The following is a 17443-nucleotide window of genomic DNA, read 5'->3' on the forward strand; positions in this document are numbered from 1 at the left end:
GCATGCGCGGAGGCTGTAGCGTGGCCGACGGAGACCGTAACAACACCGCGCGCACCGCGGGCAGAAACGACGGCGAGGACTGATGGCACAGCAGCAGCGCGCTCAGGGCCCGTCCGACCCCGAGGCGGCTGGCGGCGGTATGTCAGACGCGCCGGAGATGTGGGGTAATGGCGGACTTGTCGGGGACGGCCGTTATCGGCTGACCCGCAGACTCGGCCGGGGCGGTATGGCCGAGGTGTTCGCGGCCGAGGACGTGCGCCTCGGACGCACCGTGGCGGTCAAGCTGCTCCGCTCCGATCTCGCCGAGGACCCGGTCTCCAAGGCCCGCTTCACGCGCGAGGCCCAGTCCGTGGCCGGCCTCAACCACCATGCGATCGTCGCCGTGTACGACTCCGGCGAGGATTTCGTGAACGGCCAGAGCGTGCCGTACATCGTCATGGAGATCGTCGAGGGGCGGACCATCCGCGACCTCCTCATCAACGCCGAGGCGCCCGGCCCCGAGCAGGCCCTGATCATCGTCTCCGGCGTCCTGGAGGCGCTCGCCTACTCGCACCAGCACGGCATCGTGCACCGCGACATCAAGCCGGCCAACGTCATCATCACCAACAACGGCGCCGTGAAGGTGATGGACTTCGGCATCGCCCGCGCCCTGCACGGCGCGCAGTCCACGATGACGCAGACCGGCATGGTCATGGGCACCCCGCAGTACCTGTCGCCCGAGCAGGCGCTCGGCAAGGCGGTCGACCACCGCTCCGACCTGTACGCGACGGGCTGCCTGCTCTACGAACTCCTCGCGCTGCGCCCGCCGTTCACCGGCGAGACCCCGCTGTCGGTGGTCTACCAGCACGTCCAGGACATCCCGACCCCGCCGTCCGAGGTCTCCGACGCCTCCCCGCCGGAGCTCGACGGCCTGGTCATGCGCTCGCTCGCCAAGGAGCCGGACGACCGGTTCCAGACGGCCGAGGAGATGCGCGGCCTAGTCCAGTACGGCCTGCAGATGCTGTACGACCAGGGCGGCCACACCGGCACCTGGAACACCGGCCCGGTGACGATGCACGAGGGCCGGCACACCCCGGCCGCGGGCTTCGCGAACACGACCGTCATGGGGCATCCGGGCACCCCGGCCTCCGGCACGACGCAAATCCCGCAGCCCATCCTGCCCTCCGGCTACGGCGGCGGGGACGACGGCGGCTTCGAGGGGCACGGCAACCGGGGCAGCGGCCGCGGCAAGCTGTGGATCCTCGCCGTCCTCGCGGTGATCGCGATCGTGGCGGGCGTCGCGCTGGCGCTGAAGAACGGCGGCGGTGGCGGCGGGGGCAGCGGCACCACGCCGACGCCGACCACCTCGCAGACCACCGAGGACAAGACCAGCGAGACGCCGAGCGACGAGCCGACCGAGGAGCCGACCGACGACTACACGGACGACGGCACCGGCACCGGCACCGACCCGGACTACACGCAGTCGTACGAGCCGACGGAGGAGCCGACCGAGGAGCCGACGACCGAGCCGACGGAGGAGCCGACCACGGCCGAGCCGACCGAGGAGCCCACCGAGGAGCCCACGGAGGAGCCGACCGAGGAGCCCACGGAGGAGCCGACGCTGCCGACGCCGACGGGCGGCACCGCAGGCTGACCGACCCGTCGACACCGACCCGTCGACACCGCCCCATGGGATTCAGCGACCTCCACGCGCGCGTGCGGGCCCGGAAACGGGCTCCACGCGCGCGTGCCGTTTGGGGCGGGACCGGTGAACTCACCCTTGACGACTCTTCCCGTGACCTGGGTCACCGATATAACGTGCCGTTGTTCCGGCCCCCTGCAAGGCTGTGACCAGGACTTGTTCCCGGCTTTCGCGATTTACTTGGATATCCAAGCAAAATCGCAGGTCAGGAGGGGTTTCACAGAAATGTGGAGCACTGGGTAACGTGCCTTTTGCAGGGCGCTCGCCGGGGCACCTGTCACGCCTGTCCCCCCACGAGCCGCACCCACCCTGTGCGTCCGTAGGGCTTCAGGTGAGCCGCACTGGCACCCGGCGAACCCGGGTAGCCGGACCGACGGAGGAGCACACGTGACCGTGGAGAGCACTGCCGCGCGGAAACCGCGACGCAGCGCCGGTACCAAGAGCACGGCCGGCAAGACAACCGCAAGGACAACGACGAGCAAGGACCCCGAGCTCGTCCAGCTGCTGACGCCCGAGGGCAAGCGCGTCAAGAACGCCGAGTACGACAAGTACGTCGCCGGCATCACCCCCGAAGAGCTCCGCGGCCTCTACCGCGACATGGTGCTCACCCGCCGCTTCGACGCCGAGGCCACCTCCCTGCAGCGCCAGGGCGAGCTGGGCCTGTGGGCGTCGCTGCTCGGCCAGGAGGCCGCCCAGATCGGCTCCGGCCGGGCCACCCGTGAGGACGACTACGTCTTCCCGACGTACCGCGAGCACGGCGTCGCCTGGTGCCGTGGGGTCGACCCGACGAACCTGCTCGGCATGTTCCGCGGCGTGAACAACGGCGGCTGGGACCCGAACAGCAACAACTTCCAGCTCTACACGATCGTCATCGGCTCCCAGACGCTGCACGCCACGGGTTACGCGATGGGCATCGCCAAGGACGGCGCCGACAGCGCGGTGATCGCCTACTTCGGCGACGGCGCCTCCAGCCAGGGCGATGTCGCGGAATCGTTCACCTTCTCCGCGGTCTACAACGCCCCCGTGGTGTTCTTCTGCCAGAACAACCAGTGGGCGATCTCCGAGCCGACCGAGAAGCAGACCCGTGTGCCGCTCTACCAGCGCGCCCAGGGCTTCGGCTTCCCCGGCGTCCGCGTCGACGGCAACGACGTCCTGGCGTGCCTGGCCGTGACGAAGTGGGCGCTGGAGCGTGCCCGCAGTGGCGAGGGACCGACGCTGGTCGAGGCGTACACGTACCGGATGGGCGCCCACACCACCTCCGACGACCCCACCCGGTACCGCGGTGACGAGGAGCGCCTGGCCTGGGAGGCGAAGGACCCGATCCTGCGCCTTCGCCGCTACCTCGAGGCGTCAAACCACACGGACGACGGATTCTTCGCGGAACTGGAGACCGAGAGCGAGGCGTTGGGCAAACGAGTGCGCGAGGCGGTCCGCGCCATGCCGGACCCGGACCACTTCGCGATCTTCGAGAACGTGTACGCGGACGGGCATGCGCTCGTCGACGAGGAGCGCGCCCAGTTCGCCGCCTACCAGGCGTCGTTCGCGGACGTAGAGGGGGCCTGACATGGCAGCGGAAAAGATGGCTCTGGCCAAGGCGATCAACGAGTCGCTGCGCCGCGCCCTGGACTCCGACCCCAAGGTCCTGATCATGGGCGAGGACGTCGGCAAGCTCGGCGGCGTCTTCCGGGTCACGGACGGCCTGCAGAAGGACTTCGGCGAGAGCCGCGTCATCGACACCCCGCTCGCGGAGTCGGGCATCGTCGGCACCGCGATCGGCCTGGCCCTGCGCGGTTACCGCCCGGTCGTGGAGATCCAGTTCGACGGCTTCGTCTTCCCGGCGTACGACCAGATCGTCACGCAGCTCGCGAAGATGCACGCGCGCTCGCTGGGCAAGGTCAAGCTCCCGGTCGTCGTCCGTATCCCCTACGGCGGCGGCATCGGCGCGGTCGAGCACCACTCGGAGTCCCCCGAGGCGCTCTTCGCGCACGTGGCCGGTCTGAAGATCGTCAGCCCCTCCAACGCGTCGGACGCGTACTGGATGATGCAGCAGGCCATCCAGAGCGACGACCCGGTGATCTTCTTCGAGCCGAAGCGCCGCTACTGGGACAAGGGCGAGGTCAACACCGAGGCGATCCCGGGCCCGCTGCACAAGGCGAAGGTCGTCCGCGAGGGCACGGACCTTACCCTGGCCGCGTACGGCCCGATGGTGAAGCTGTGCCAGGAGGTCGCCGACGCGGCGGCCGAGGAGGGCAGGAACCTGGAGGTCCTGGACCTGCGCTCGGTCTCCCCGCTCGACTTCGACTCCATCCAGGCTTCCGTCGAGAAGACCCGCCGCCTGGTCGTGGTCCACGAGGCCCCGGTGTTCTTCGGCTCGGGCGCGGAGATCGCCGCCCGGATCACGGAGCGCTGCTTCTACCACCTGGAGGCCCCGGTGCTGCGCGTGGGCGGATATCACGCCCCGTACCCGCCGGCGCGCCTGGAGGAGGAGTACCTGCCGGGCCTGGACCGGGTGCTCGACGCCGTCGACCGTGCCCTGGCGTACTGAGGAGAGGGGCATGACGACGATGACTGAAGCGTCCGTGCGCGAGTTCAAGATGCCCGACGTGGGCGAGGGACTCACCGAGGCCGAGATCCTCAAGTGGTACGTCCAGCCGGGCGACACGGTCACCGACGGGCAGGTGGTGTGCGAGGTCGAGACGGCCAAGGCGGCCGTCGAGCTGCCCATCCCGTACGACGGGGTGGTCCGGGAGCTGCACTTCCCCGAGGGCACGACGGTGGACGTCGGTACGGCGATCATCGCGGTGGACGTGGCGGGCGGAACGGCGGCCGCCGCTCCGGCGCCGGTCGCGGAGCCTCAGGCCCCGAAGGAGGAGCCCAAGGCCGAGGGCTCGGGCCGTCAGCCGGTGCTGGTCGGCTACGGCGTGGCCGCGTCCTCGACGAAGCGCCGCCCGCGCAAGGGGGCCCCGCCCCAGGAGGCCCCGGCGGCGGCGCAGGCACTGCAGTCCGAGCTGAACGGGCATGGCCCCGCGGTCGTGGACCCGGCCGTGGAAACGCCCCGCCCGCTGGCGAAGCCGCCGGTGCGCAAGCTGGCGAAGGACCTGGGCGTCGACCTGGCCACGGTGACGCCGACCGGCCCCGACGGCATCATCACGCGCGAGGACGTCCACGCGGCGGCGGCCCCGCCGGCCCCGGCCGCCGAGCCGGAGCCGCAGGTCGTCCCGGCCGCCGCTCCTGCCGCCGCTCCGGCGCCGGTGGCGACGTACGACACGGCCCGTGAGACCCGTGTCCCGGTGAAGGGCGTCCGCAAGGCGACGGCGGCCGCGATGGTCGGCTCGGCGTTCACCGCCCCGCATGTCACGGAGTTCGTGACGGTGGACGTGACGCGCACGATGAAGCTGGTCGAGGAGCTCAAGGAGGACAAGGAGTTCGCCGGTCTGCGGGTGAACCCCTTGCTGCTGATCTCCAAGGCCCTGCTGGTCGCGATCAAGCGCAACCCGGACATCAACGCGTCCTGGGACGAGGCGAACCAGGAGATCGTGCGGAAGCACTACGTCAACCTGGGCATCGCGGCGGCGACCCCGCGCGGCCTCATCGTCCCGAACATCAAGGACGCCCACACCAAGACGCTCCCGCAACTGGCGGAGGCGCTCGGCGAGTTGGTGTCGACGGCGCGGGAGGGCAAGACCAGCCCCGCCGCCATGCAGGGCGGCACGGTCACGATCACCAATGTCGGCGTCTTCGGCGTCGACACCGGCACCCCGATCCTCAACCCCGGCGAGTCCGCGATCCTCGCGGTCGGCGCGATCAAGCTCCAGCCGTGGGTGCACAAGGGCAAGGTGAAGCCGCGTCAGGTGACGACTCTGGCCCTGAGCTTCGACCACCGTCTGGTGGACGGGGAGCTGGGCTCCAAGGTCCTCGCGGACGTGGCGGCGATCCTGGAGCAGCCGAAACGGCTGATCACCTGGGCGTGAACCGAGGACGGCCCCCGCATCGAGCGGGGGCCGTCGTCATTTCGGGCCGGACGTGATGCCGGATCGGGTCAGTCGCGCTGTGCGCCCTGCGGCAGGGTGCGCAGCTGCATCGTGCTCGCCGAGCTGGAGCCGAAGGCGTAGTCCATCAGCTTCGCGGCGTCCGTGAAGCGGTACTGGTCGTTGAGGAGGACGCCGACGACCGTCTTGCCGTCACGGGTGCCGGCGAAGACGAGGCAGGGCCCGGCCGGGGTGTTGGTGCCGGTCTTCACGCCGATCGCGCCGCTGTAGGAGCCCAGCAGCTTGTTGGTGTTGTACCAGGTGTAGGTGCGGGTGCCGCCGGTGCTCGTCGTCGCGTACTGCACCGTCTTCTGCTTCTTCACGATGCCCGCGAACGTCGTGTACTTCATCGCGCTGCGCGTGAGCTTGGCGAGGTCGCGCGGGGTCGTGTAGTTCGTGTTCTGCGTCGAGTTGCCGTCGAACGAGTCGAAGTGCGTGTTCGTCAGGCCGAGGTCTCCGGCCTTGGTGTTCATCTTGCTGATGAAGGACTTGGTGCGCGCCGAGACGGTCGTACCGGTACCGAAGGTGTCCGCGAGGGCCATCGCGGCGTCGCAGCCGGACGGCAGCATCAGCGCGTGCAGCAGCTGGCGGACGGTGACCTTGTCGCCCGTCTTCAGGTCCGCGGTGCTCGCGCCCTTGGCGGCGACGTAGTCGCGGTAGGCCTGCTTGACGGTGATCTTGCGGTCGAGGTTCAGGTTGGGCGTGCTCAGCACGACACGCGCCGTCATGATCTTGGTGGTGCTCGCCATCGGCCGCTTGGTGTCGGCGTACTTGCTGTAGAGCGTGGAGCCCGTCGCACTGTTGAGCATGAACGCGCCCTTGGCGCTGACCGTGGGGGCGGTCGCGGCCTGCGCGGGCGCGGACAGGGCACCGCCCGCGACCAGCGCGCCGGTGGTGGCGACGACGGCTGCGGCTCTGCGGATACGTACGCCCTTGATGCCGGTTATCACTATGAACGCTCCGGATATGCGAAATGCCCGTAGACATTTGCGATGTGGAGGGGGGAGGCGCTCAGGAGACTCACCAGGAGCGTCAAGGGTTGTACGGCGGGCGGAAGTAAGTGATGTGACGAGGGCGACCACTGTTGAGTGGCCGCCCTCTGTCAGGTGAACGCGGACGTCAGCTGATCTTCGCGTAGCCGTAGTTGATGAGCTTCTTCACGTCCTCCGTGCGCTTGGCCTCGGAGGGTGCGGTGAGGACGGCGCCGATCACCGACTCGCCGTTCTTGGTGGCGGCGAAGACGAGGCAGTACTTGGCCTCGGTGCCGGAGCCGGTCTTCACGCCGAGCGTGCCGTTCCAGCCGAGCAGGAGGTTGGTGTTCTTCCACGCCGCCATCGTGCGGACGGAGCCGGTCTTGGTGATGGTCTTCGCCGTGTACGACTTGGTCTTGACGACCGTCTTGAACGTGGAGCTCTTCATCGCGCTCCGGGCGGCCTTCGTCAGGTCGCGCGGCGTCGAGTAGTTGGCGCCGTTGCTTATGCCGTCGAACGAATCGAAGTGCGTGTTGGTCATGCCCAGGGTCCTGGCCATGGTGTTCATCTTGCCGATGAACGACTTCACGCGCGCGTTCACGGTCGAGCCGGAACCGAACTTGTCGGCGAGGGCCATCGCGGCGTCACAGCCCGACTTGAGCAGCATCCCGTACAGCAGCTGGCGGACGGTGACCTTGTCGCCGACGATCAGGTTGGCCGTCGAGGGATACCCCTTGGCGACCATGTAGTCGCTGACCTCCTTCTTGATCGTGACCTTGGTGTCCAGGTTCAGGTTCGACTGCGAGAGCACCACCTTGGCGGTCATGATCTTCGTGGTGGAGGCGGTGAGCCTCTTCGTGTCGGCAGCCTTGGTGAAGAGGGTCTTGCCGGTCGCGCTGTTCATCAGGTAGCCGCCCTTGGCGCTGATGCTGGGCGTCGTCACGGCCTGTGCGGGTGCCGCGGTGAGAGCTCCGGTGACGAGCAGCGCGCCGGTGGTCACGGCGACGGCTGCGGCTCTGCGGATACGGGAGCCCTGGGTGGCGGTTGTCAACTGAAATACCCCGATTACGTCGAATGCCCCTGTGTGCGGCCGAGTTGGAGGGGAAGGCGGTCAGGCCGCACGTGTGTGACACGTAAGTAGCACAGAAGGTTGTGTGGCAGATGGGGCGGGGTTCCTCATCCCATGCGCGGCCCGGTTTCCCGCCCGCTTCCCGGCAGCTTTTCGTTCCGCATACTGGACGGACCCCTCGATGTGTACGTGTTGTATCTATGCTGTGGGCATGTCTTCCTCCCCGCCCGCCTCCCTGAAGCAGCCGCCCGCTGCCGACCGCGTCTACACCCACGTCAAGCAGGGCGTCCTGGAACGCCTCTACGAGGGCGGGACGCTGCTCACCGAGGGCGAGCTCGCCGAGGCCGTCGGGGTCTCGCGCACACCGGTGCGGGAGGCGCTGCTGCGGCTGGAGGTCGAGGGGCTGATCAAGCTCTATCCGAAGAAGGGCGCGCTGGTCCTGCCGGTCTCCGCGCAGGAGATCAAGGACGTCGTGGAGACGCGGATGCTCGTCGAGGAGCACGCGGCGCGCAAGGCCGTCCCCGCGCCCCCCGGGCTCATCGAGCGCCTGGAGGAACTGCTCGCCCAGCAGAAGGCCCAGGCCGCCGCCGGTGACCTCGCCGCGGCCGCCGTCACCGACCGGTGCTTCCACGCCGAGATCGTCCGCAGCGGCGGCAACGAGATCCTGTCGCGGCTCTACGACCAACTGCGCGACCGGCAACTGCGCATGGGTGTCGCCGTCCTGCACTCCCACCCCGACCGGATCGCCAAGACCCTCGTCGAACACCAGGAGATCCTCGACGCCCTGCGCTCCGGGGACGCCGATGCGGCGGTCGGGACGGTCCACCGGCACATCGGCTGGTTCTCGCATCTCGCGCGAGGTGAGGAGCGATGAAGGCCGCCGCGTTGCCGGGCGACCCTCCCCCAAAGGGGGCACCCCCAGGCGGCCGCCGTTCCTTCGCCGTCTGGGGCATAGGCGTCTCGGTCTACTTCGTCGCCGTGATCTTCCGTACGTCGCTGGGGGTCGCCGGTCTCGACGCCGCGGACCGCTTCCACGTGAACGCCTCGGCCCTGTCGACGTTCTCGATCCTCCAGCTGCTCGTGTACGCGGGCATGCAGATACCCGTCGGCCTGCTGGTCGACCGGCTCGGCACCAAGAAGGTGCTGACCCTGGGCGTGGTGCTGTTCACGGCGGGCCAACTGGGCTTCGCCTTCTCACCGTCGTACGGCATGGCCCTCGCCTCGCGCGCGCTGCTGGGGTGCGGTGACGCGATGACGTTCATCAGTGTGCTGCGGCTCGGCACCCGGTGGTTCCCGGCCCGGCGCGGTCCGCTGATCGCGCAGTTCGCGGGGCTGGCGGGCATGGCGGGCAACCTCGTCTCCACGCTGGTGCTGGCGCGGCTGCTGCACGGGGTGGGCTGGACGGCGGCGTTCGCGGGCAGCGCGGCGGCGGGTGTCGTCGTGCTGGTGCTGTTGCTGCTGTTCCTGAAGGACCACCCCGAGGGGCACGAGCCGGAGCCGGTTGCGCATCGGGGCGCGGCGTACGTACGGCGTCAGATCGCCGCGTCCTGGGGGGAGCCGGGCACACGGCTGGGGTTGTGGGTGCACTTCACGACGCAGTTCCCGGCGATGGTGTTCCTGCTGCTGTGGGGGCTGCCGTTCCTGGTGGAGGCGCAGGGGCTGTCCCGGGCGACGGCCGGTGAACTGCTCACCCTTGTCGTGCTGTCGAACATGGTCGTGGGGCTGGTCTACGGCCAGATCGTCGCGCGGCATCACGAGGCGCGGCTGCCGTTGGCGCTGGGCACGGTGGGGGCGACGGCGGTGCTGTGGGCGGCGACGTTGGCCTGGCCCGGGGAGACGGCGCCGATGGGGCTGCTGGTCGTGCTGTGCGCGGTGCTCGGGGCGTGTGGGCCGGCGTCGATGATCGGGTTCGACTTCGCGCGGCCGGCGAATCCGCCGGAGCGGCAGGGGACGGCGTCCGGGATCACCAACATGGGTGGGTTCGTCGCCTCGATGACGACGTTGTTCGCGGTGGGGGTGCTGCTGGATGCGACGGGGGGTGACTACGGCGTTGCCTTCTCGGCGGTGTTCGTGCTGCAGGCGTTGGGGGTCAGTCAGATTCTGCGGTTGCGGAAGCGGGCGGCTCGGCGGGAGCGGGAGCGGTTGGTTGCGAGCAGGGTCGAGACCGTGCACGTTCCGGTGTGAGCCGGTGCGTCGGGGGCAGCGGGTTTTCTCGCCCCCGCCGCCTCCTACCCGTCCCATCCTTGAAGGGGCTCCGCCCCTTCCACCCCGCCAGGGGGCTCCGCCCCCTGGACCCCCGTCGGCCCGAAAGGGCCTCGTCCTCAAACGCCGGACGGGCTGAATTGCACGTGGCCGTCGTTACGGCGTCACCGTGAAGTTTCGCAGGATTGCTGTGGTCAGGCCCGGGTCGCCCTCTGCCTTGACGCGGTCCGCGGCTGCCTCCGGTGTGACGCGGCCGCAGGCCAGGCGGACGTAGGTTTCCCAGTCGAGGGTGAGGGTGGCGGCGGGGCCGAGGGCGGGGGCCGTTTCGAGGGTGCCGCGGCCCTGGATGTCGATGCGGATCGTGCGGAGGAACTCGATCGGGCCGTGGACGTCGAGGACGATCGCCGAGCTGCGGGGGGCGTCGGCCTTGGTGGCGACGATGTCGGGGAGCTTGGACAGCAGGACGTCGCGGGCCACGTGGGCGCCGGGGGAGTCGAGGTTGCCGGGGCGGCCGAGGGCGGTGCGCAGGTCCTGTTCGTGGACCCAGACGTCGAACGCGTGGGTCCGCATGGCCTCTTCGAGGGTGAGCTCGGCGCCGAGCGGGCCGCGTACCTTCGTGCCGGGGTCACGGGACTCGTTCCGCAGCTGGCGGTTGCGGCGGATGATCGTGTACTCCAGCTCGGACGTCATCTCCGGCGCCGTGTGGTGGCGTCGGACGTCGACCTGCATCTCCATGTAGCGCTGGTGGTCGTTGGTGACGTGGAAGAGGTCGCGCGGGAGGGTGTGGATGGGGCGCGGGTCGCCGAGCATCTCGCAGTCCAGGCCGATGACGTGCGACACGATGTCGCGGACCGACCAGCCCGGGCACGGGGTGCGCCGGTTCCACTCACCCTCCACCAGCGGCGTCACCAGCTCGGATATCGCTTCGATGGAGTGGGTCCAGGCGTCGGCGTAGGGCTGGAGGGTGGGATGCAGACTCACGGAACGGGACCCCTCGGCGGTTGGTACGTCGGTACGCGGGCAGGTTGTGGCGTCGTTGCCAGTGGGCGGCGGCTGCTGTCGGCGGGTGTCTTGGAACGCTAAGTTACGCTGCTGTGAGGCACCCCGGCAGTGCTTTCGTGTGACGATCGTAGGCCCGTGTGTAAGCCCGTGTGGACCGCTCGAATGCCAGGACGGTGGTAGTGTGCGCGCCTCTTTGCTCCAGATCGACGTCAACGGGGACGAATCGGTCGCCTCGCGTCGGGTGAGGGCGGCCTCGCTCGTGCGGGAACAGGCCGAAGTGGCCGACCTCGTCGTTCTGCCCGAGCTGTGGACCACCGGGGCGTTCGCCTACGAGGAGTTCGCCAGTGAGGCCGAGCCGCTCGAAGGGCCGACCTACGAGGCGATGGCGAAGGCCGCGAGCGACGCGGGCGTATGGCTGCACGCGGGCTCGATCCCCGAGCGGGACCCTGACGGGCCGCTCTTCAACACCTCTCTCGTCTTCTCCCCCTCCGGTGATCTGGTCGCCGCGTATCGAAAGATCCATCGGTTCGGCTTCGACAAGGGCGAGGCGGTGCTGATGGGCGCGGGCGAGGAGCTGGTGACGGTCCGTCTGCCCGAGACCACCCTTGGCGTCGCCACCTGTTACGACCTCCGTTTCCCTGAACTCTTCCGTGGCCTCGTCGACGCCGGCGCCGAGACCCTGGTCGTCCCGGCGGGCTGGCCGGAGCGCCGCCGGGCGCACTGGACGCTGCTGGCTCAGGCGCGGGCGGTGGAGAACCAGGCGTTCGTGCTCGCCTGTGGAACGGCCGGGACGCACGCGGGAGTTCCTCAGGCCGGTCACTCGATCGTGGTCGATCCGTGGGGCGAGGTGCTGGCGGAGGCCGGTGCGGGGGAGCAGGTCCTCACGGTGGAGTTCGACCCGGCGAAGGTGGCGGCGACCCGGGAGCAGTTCCCGGCACTGAAGGACAGGATGCTGGGGCTGACGCCGCCGCGGCGGTAGCACTCCCCTTCGCGCGCCCCTGCCGCCTTTCAGTCCTCCCGTTCGTGCTCCTTCTCGGCCAGGTGGATCACGCACACCGCCACCGCGATCAGCAGCGCCGGATCCGCGTCGTCCCGTACGACGTCCACGCCGTACGTCTCCCGGACGTGCAGCCAGCGCCGGGAGACGACGGCCAGCAGCTCGCCGTCGTACTCGATCGCGAACTCTCGGTCGAGGATCTTGCCGCTGACGTCGAGTTCCGTGCTGCCGTCCGCGAGGGACACCCGGTAGTGGTTGCGCAGCAGGGACAACCGCTTGCGGCGGATCTTCGCGAGCGGCGCGCCGTCCCGCTCGATCACCATCGTGTCGCGCAGGGACAGCATCTTCTGGTGGATGTCGATGAGGACGCGCCCCTGTGTGTCCTTCAGCTCGAAGGTGTCCCGCAGCCGCATCGCCTTGCCGTCGACGAGGAACACCTTGTTGCCCCGGTCGTCCTCGATCCAGTAGTCGTCGCCGATGCCGAGGAGCCGGTCGCGTACGAGGAATCTCATGAGACGAGGGGTTCCCCGCCGCCCGGTCCGAAACGCCGTCTGTAGGCCGACGGGCTGAGCCCCGTCTCGCGCCGTACGCGCGCGCGGAGGTTCGCCGCGGTGCCCAGTCCGCTCCTCGCCGCCACCACGTCCAGCCGCTCCTCCCCGCGCTCGATCAGCCGGCACGCGAGTGCCACCCGCTCCCCCGTCAGCCAGGCCAGCGGCGTCGTCCCGAGCTGTGCCCGGAAGCGGCGGTGCAGGGTGGCCGGCGACACCGCCGCCCGCTGTGCCAGGTCCGCCACTGTCAGCGGCTCCCCCAGCCGTTCCTGTGCCCACGCCAGCAGCGGTCCCAGCGACTCGTCCGGCACGTCCGGCACCGGCCGCTCCACGAACTGCTTCTGCCCGCCGTCGCGGTGCGCGGCGAACACCAGCCTCCGGGAGACGTGGTTGGCGACCTCGGCGCCGTGATCACGCCGTACGACATGCAGGCCCAGGTCGAGCGCCGACGCGCTGCCGGAGGCGGTGAGGATGTCCCCGTCGTCGACGAACAGCACGTCCGGCTCCAGCCGGACCTTCGGGAACCGCACCCGGAACGACTCCGCCCACATCCAGTGGCATGCCGCGCGCCGCCCGTCCAGGAGCCCGGCCTCCGCGATCGTGAACGCCCCGGAGCAGAAGCCGAGCAACCGGGCGCCACGCGCGTGTGCCCGGCGCACGACCTCCAGCACCTCCGGTGAGCGGGGCGTGCCGGTGTCCGGGCGGTTGGGGACGATCAGCGTGTCCGCCTCCTCGGCGGCCTCCAGCCCCGCGACACCGGTGAGCGTGAAGAAGCCGTCCCGCATACGGGTCAGGGGCCGGGCGGCGCACAGCCCGAAGTCGTACAGCTCCCGGCCCAGTTCCGGCCTGCGCAGTCCGAAGACCTCGATCGCGCAGCTCATCTCGAACGGATTCGAGTTCTCGTCGACCACGAGAACCAGGCGATGCGGTTGAGAGGATCCTTGCGGCATCTGCGATTTCTAGCACTCGTGCCCGTGCCGGGCCATCGCCGAGCATGACGTACATGACCAGCGAACCCATCTCCCTCGCCCAGGCTCTCGCCTCCTTCACCGACCGGTGGAGCCCCCGCATCGTCACCACCGTCAACGACTACGACGTACGCGTCGCGAAGGTCGAGGGCGAGCACGTCTGGCACGTGCACGACCACACCGACGAGTTCTTCCTGGTCCTGGAGGGAGAGCTGCACATCTCCCTGCGGGAGGCTGCCGGGGAACGCACGGTGGTCCTCCCGAAGGGCAGCGTCTTCACCGTCCCGCGCGGCACCGAGCACAAGCCGTACGCCCCGACGCCCTCCGCGATCCTGGTCCTGGAACCCACCGGCACCCTCACCGTCGGCGACCGCCACGACGACGTGCCGGACCACGTGGACGCCACCACGGGGCACGCCCTGACGTGACTGTCAGTGCCGGGTGGCACGCTTGAGCCATGACCGACTCCTCCCCGGCCCCGGCCCCCCGCCGCGTCCGCGTGCGCGCCCCCGAGCTGATCGGCAAGGGCGGCTGGCTGAACACGGGCGGCCGCCCGTACTCCCTCGCCGACCTGCGGGGACGCATCGTGATCCTGGACTTCTGGACGTTCTGCTGCATCAACTGCCTGCATGTCCTGGACGAGCTCAGGGAGCTGGAGGAGAAGCACCGGGACACGGTGGTCGTCATCGGCGTGCACTCGCCCAAGTTCGTGCACGAGGCCGAGCACCAGGCCGTCGTCGACGCCGTGGAGCGGTACGGCGTCGAGCATCCCGTCCTGGACGACCCCGAGCTCGCCACCTGGAAGCAGTACGCGGTGCGGGCCTGGCCGACGCTCGTCGTGATCGACCCCGAGGGGTACGTCGTCGCGCAGCACGCCGGTGAGGGGCATGTGCACGCCATCGAGCGCCTCGTCGGCGAGCTGGAGGCCGAGCACGAGGCCAAGGGGACGCTGCGCCGCGGCGACGGGCCTTACGTGGCGCCGGAGCCGGAGCCGACGGTGCTGCGCTTCCCGGGCAAGGCGCTGCTGCTTCCCTCCGGGAACTTCCTGGTCAGCGACACGACCCGGCATCAGCTGGTGGAGCTGGCCGAGGACGCCGAGACCGTCGTACGCCGTATCGGTTCCGGCACGCGCGGCTTTGTGGACGGCCTCGCACAGACCGCCGCCTTCAACGAGCCGCAGGGCCTCGCTCTCCTCGACGCCACCTCGGTCGTCGTCGCCGACACCGTCAACCACGCCCTGCGCCGCCTCGACCTCGCGACCGGCGAGGTGACGACCCTGGCGGGCACCGGGAAGCAGTGGTGGCAGGGATCCCCGACCTCGGGACCGGCCCGGGAGATCGACCTGTCCTCACCCTGGGACGTAGCCCTCTTCGGCGGCCGGGTATGGATCGCCATGGCCGGCGTCCACCAACTGTGGGCGTACGACCCGGCCGACGGCACGGTGGCCGTCACCGCCGGCACCACCAACGAGGGCCTCGTCGACGGCCCGGCCCCCGAGGCCTGGTTCGCCCAGCCGTCCGGCCTCGCGGCGACGCCCGAGCGGCTGTGGCTGGCCGACTCGGAGACCTCGGCGTTGCGCTGGGTAGGCATCGACGGCACCGTCCACACCGCCGTCGGCACCGGCCTCTTCGACTTCGGGCACCGTGACGGCGCCGCCGAACAGGCCCTGCTTCAGCATCCGTTGGGCGTCACTGCCCTCCCCGACGGCTCGGTCGCCGTCAGCGACACCTACAACCACGCCCTGCGCCGCTACGATCCCGCGACCGGCGAAGTCACCACCCTGGCCATGGACCTGCGGGAGCCGTCGGACGCGGTGCTCGTCGGGGACGACATCGTGGTCGTGGAGTCGGCCCGGCACCGGCTGACCCGGCTGCGGCTGCCGGAGGAGGCCGTACGCGTCGAAGCCGTCGCCCACCGCACGCAGCGTGCCGCCACCGAAGTCGCCCCGGGCAAGCTCCGGTTGGACGTGATCTTCCAGGCACCGGCGGGCCAGAAGCTGGACACCCGGTACGGCCCCTCGACGCGCCTGCTGGTCTCCGCGACCCCGCCCGAGTTGCTGCGCACGGGCGAGGGTGCGGGGACCGATCTCTCCCGCACCCTCGAACTGGACTCCTCCGTGCCGGAGGGCGTCCTGCATGTCTCCGCGATGGCCGCGTCCTGCGACGACGACCCGAGCCACGAGTACCCGGCCTGTCACGTCCATCAGCAGGACTGGGGCGTGCCGGTCCGGCTCACCGAGGGCGGCGCCGATCGCCTCCCCCTGGTGCTCGCGGGAATGGACACGGCCGGGGCTCAGACCCCGTAACCGTCGCTGTAGCCGTCCCGATGCCGATGGTGGTGCCCCTCTTCGCCGACGACCGGCGTCGAAGGCGGCACGACCACGCGCCTGCGCCGGGCGATGCTGCTGAAGGTCGTGACGCCGATCAGCCCCACGATCATCAGGATGATCCCGACCAGGTCGAGATTGACGCCTTCCATCTCCCAGTCGGTCGCGAACGCGAGGATGGCTCCCACGGCGATGAGGATGATGCACCCGCCGAGGCCCATGAGTTGTCGCCTCCCTGTCCGGTGGTTCCGGTCGGAGGCGGGTACCCCACCCTGCGGGAACTACCCCTCCAGGAACTCCCTCTCCAGGAACTACCCCTCCAGGAACGCGACCAACGAGTTCGCGAGCAGCCACGGGTCGTCCGCGCCGCACAACTCCCGCGCGCTGTGCATCGACAGGATCGCCACGCCGATGTCGACGGTCTTGATGCCGTGCCGGGCCGCGGTGATCGGGCCGATGGTCGTGCCGCAGGGCATCGAGTTGTTGGAGACGAAGGACTGGAAGGGCACCGCGGCCTTCTCGCAGGCCGCCGCCCACACCGCCCGGCCCGAACCGTCGGTCGCGTAGCGGTTGTTGACGTTGACCTTCAGGATCGGCCCGCCGTTGACGCGCGGGTGGTGCGTCGGGTCGTGGCGCTCCGCGTAGTTGGGGTGGACCGCGTGGCCCGTGTCGGAGGAGAGACAGACCGTTGCAGCGAAGGCACGGGCCTTGTCCTCGTACGACCCCCCGCGCGCGAACACCGAACGCTCCAGGACGCCGCCCAGCAGCGGCCCGTCGGCTCCCGTGTCGCTCTGCGAGCCGTTCTCCTCGTGGTCGAAGGCGGCCAGCACCGGGATGGAGGGCAGGGCCGCACCCGAGGCCGCCGCCGCGGCCAGCGCCGCCGCGGCCGCGTGCACCGAGAGCAGGTTGTCCATGCGCGGGCCCGCGACCAGCTCCTTGTCCCGGCCCAGGTACGCCGGCGGCTCCACGGAGTGCGTCATCAGGTCCCAGCCCGTGACCTCGCCGGCCGCGAGACCCGCCGTCTCCTCCAGGAAGGCGATCAGGTCGCCGTCGCGCACGTCGTCGCCGAGGCCCCAGATCGGCTGCAGATGCCGCTGCTTGTCGAGCTTGAGCCCCTCCGCCGACACGGACCGGTCGAGGTGGATCGCGAGCTGGGGGACGCGCAGCAGCGGGCGGTCCACGTTCACCAGCCGCGTCGTGCCGTCCCGCAGCGACAGCCGGCCCGCCAGCCCCAGGTCACGGTCGAGCCAGGAGTTGAGCAGCGGTCCCCCGTAGATCTCCACGGCCACCTGCCGCCAGCCGTGCGCCCCGCTGTCGGGCAGCGGCTTGACGCGCAGGTTGGGGGAGTCGGTGTGCGCGCCGACGATGCGGAACGGCGTGTGGGGCGCCGCGCCCTCGGGGACGTACCAGGCCACGATCGCGCCACCGCGCAGCACGTACTTGCCGCCGCTCGACCCGTCCCAGGCGTCCGTCTCCGCGACCTGCCTGAAGCCGGCCTTTTCCAGCCGCTCGGCGGTGTTCGCCACGGCGTGGTACGGCGAGGGGCTCGCCGCCAGGAAGGACATGAGGTCGTCGGTGTGGCCGCGGTCGAAGCGGGGGGGTTCGCTCATGGTGTTCACCTTAACGACGTACGAGGGCCCGCTCCCGGTGA

The 17443-nt window shown here is 70.2% G+C and carries 16 protein-coding genes; 9 read left to right on the top strand and 7 right to left on the bottom strand.

What is annotated here, in order from left to right:
- The first annotated feature begins 82 nt into the window (after nt 1-82).
- The 4 genes from ACQEV2_RS21615 (at nt 83) to ACQEV2_RS21630 (ending at nt 5652) form a co-directional block, all read left to right on the top strand.
- Nucleotides 83-1633, top strand: a complete 1551-nt coding sequence (locus ACQEV2_RS21615) for a protein kinase domain-containing protein (RefSeq protein ID WP_433043833.1) — start codon at nt 83-85, stop codon at nt 1631-1633.
- A gap of 435 nt (nt 1634-2068) precedes the next feature.
- Nucleotides 2069-3244, top strand: coding sequence for a pyruvate dehydrogenase (acetyl-transferring) E1 component subunit alpha (gene pdhA, locus ACQEV2_RS21620; RefSeq protein WP_433043836.1), 1176 nt, complete (start codon nt 2069-2071; stop codon nt 3242-3244).
- Between the two features lies 1 nt (nt 3245).
- Entirely contained in the window at nt 3246-4226 is a 981-nt protein-coding gene (locus ACQEV2_RS21625) for an alpha-ketoacid dehydrogenase subunit beta (RefSeq protein WP_433043839.1), read from the top strand.
- Nucleotides 4227-4236: 10 nt separating this feature from the next.
- Nucleotides 4237-5652, top strand: a complete 1416-nt coding sequence (locus ACQEV2_RS21630) for a dihydrolipoamide acetyltransferase family protein (protein WP_433043842.1) — start codon at nt 4237-4239, stop codon at nt 5650-5652.
- Between the two features lie 68 nt (nt 5653-5720).
- Here ACQEV2_RS21630 and ACQEV2_RS21635 read toward each other — a convergent pair whose 3' ends face one another.
- On the bottom strand, nt 5721-6659 hold the full coding sequence (locus tag ACQEV2_RS21635) for a D-alanyl-D-alanine carboxypeptidase family protein (RefSeq protein WP_433043845.1): 939 nt from the start codon (nt 6657-6659) through the stop codon (nt 5721-5723).
- A 169-nt stretch (nt 6660-6828) separates the two neighbouring features.
- A complete protein-coding gene (locus ACQEV2_RS21640; RefSeq protein ID WP_433054668.1) occupies nt 6829-7680 on the bottom strand; it encodes a D-alanyl-D-alanine carboxypeptidase family protein in 852 nt (283 codons plus the stop codon).
- Between the two features lie 280 nt (nt 7681-7960).
- On the opposite strand from ACQEV2_RS21640, the gene ACQEV2_RS21645 reads away from it, so the two are divergent.
- Both ACQEV2_RS21645 and ACQEV2_RS21650 read left to right on the top strand, forming a co-directional pair.
- Nucleotides 7961-8623, top strand: a complete 663-nt coding sequence (locus tag ACQEV2_RS21645; RefSeq protein ID WP_433043848.1) for a GntR family transcriptional regulator — start codon at nt 7961-7963, stop codon at nt 8621-8623.
- A complete protein-coding gene (locus ACQEV2_RS21650) occupies nt 8620-9933 on the top strand; it encodes an MFS transporter (RefSeq protein WP_433043851.1) in 1314 nt (437 codons plus the stop codon). Before ACQEV2_RS21645 ends, ACQEV2_RS21650 begins: the two co-directional genes overlap by 4 nt.
- 174 nt (nt 9934-10107) lie before the next feature.
- Here the strand turns inward: ACQEV2_RS21650 and ACQEV2_RS21655 are convergent, their stop codons facing one another.
- A complete protein-coding gene (locus tag ACQEV2_RS21655; protein ID WP_433043854.1) occupies nt 10108-10932 on the bottom strand; it encodes a maleylpyruvate isomerase family mycothiol-dependent enzyme in 825 nt (274 codons plus the stop codon).
- 202 nt (nt 10933-11134) lie between these two features.
- Between ACQEV2_RS21655 and ACQEV2_RS21660 the strand changes: the two genes are divergently transcribed.
- Complete coding sequence (locus ACQEV2_RS21660; RefSeq protein WP_433043857.1) at nt 11135-11932, top strand: carbon-nitrogen family hydrolase; 798 nt, start codon at nt 11135-11137, stop codon at nt 11930-11932.
- A 29-nt stretch (nt 11933-11961) separates the two neighbouring features.
- Here ACQEV2_RS21660 and ACQEV2_RS21665 read toward each other — a convergent pair whose 3' ends face one another.
- Together ACQEV2_RS21665 and ACQEV2_RS21670 are read right to left on the bottom strand one after the other, a co-directional pair.
- The gene (locus ACQEV2_RS21665) at nt 11962-12462 is read right to left on the bottom strand and encodes an LURP-one-related/scramblase family protein (protein ID WP_433043860.1); all 501 of its coding nucleotides are present in this window, start codon (nt 12460-12462) and stop codon (nt 11962-11964) included.
- On the bottom strand, nt 12459-13448 hold the full coding sequence (locus tag ACQEV2_RS21670; RefSeq protein WP_433043863.1) for a GlxA family transcriptional regulator: 990 nt from the start codon (nt 13446-13448) through the stop codon (nt 12459-12461). The genes ACQEV2_RS21665 and ACQEV2_RS21670 overlap by 4 nt, the downstream gene beginning before the upstream one ends.
- Before the next feature lie 53 nt (nt 13449-13501).
- Here ACQEV2_RS21670 and ACQEV2_RS21675 point away from each other — a divergent pair, with 53 nt between their 5' ends.
- Together ACQEV2_RS21675 and ACQEV2_RS21680 are read left to right on the top strand one after the other, a co-directional pair.
- Nucleotides 13502-13894, top strand: a complete 393-nt coding sequence (locus ACQEV2_RS21675; protein ID WP_433043866.1) for a cupin domain-containing protein — start codon at nt 13502-13504, stop codon at nt 13892-13894.
- 29 nt (nt 13895-13923) lie between these two features.
- Nucleotides 13924-15771, top strand: a complete 1848-nt coding sequence (locus ACQEV2_RS21680; protein WP_433043869.1) for a thioredoxin-like domain-containing protein — start codon at nt 13924-13926, stop codon at nt 15769-15771.
- On the opposite strand, the gene ACQEV2_RS21685 is transcribed toward ACQEV2_RS21680, so the two are convergent.
- Both ACQEV2_RS21685 and ACQEV2_RS21690 read right to left on the bottom strand, forming a co-directional pair.
- Entirely contained in the window at nt 15759-16013 is a 255-nt protein-coding gene (locus ACQEV2_RS21685) for a DUF6458 family protein (protein ID WP_433043872.1), read from the bottom strand. The genes ACQEV2_RS21680 and ACQEV2_RS21685 overlap by 13 nt on opposite strands.
- Before the next feature lie 90 nt (nt 16014-16103).
- On the bottom strand, nt 16104-17402 hold the full coding sequence (locus tag ACQEV2_RS21690; protein ID WP_433043875.1) for a M18 family aminopeptidase: 1299 nt from the start codon (nt 17400-17402) through the stop codon (nt 16104-16106).
- Between the last annotated feature and the right edge of the window lie 41 nt (nt 17403-17443).

This window comes from Streptomyces sp. CA-251387 (genome assembly GCF_050936625.1).
Taxonomy (GTDB): domain Bacteria; phylum Actinomycetota; class Actinomycetes; order Streptomycetales; family Streptomycetaceae; genus Streptomyces.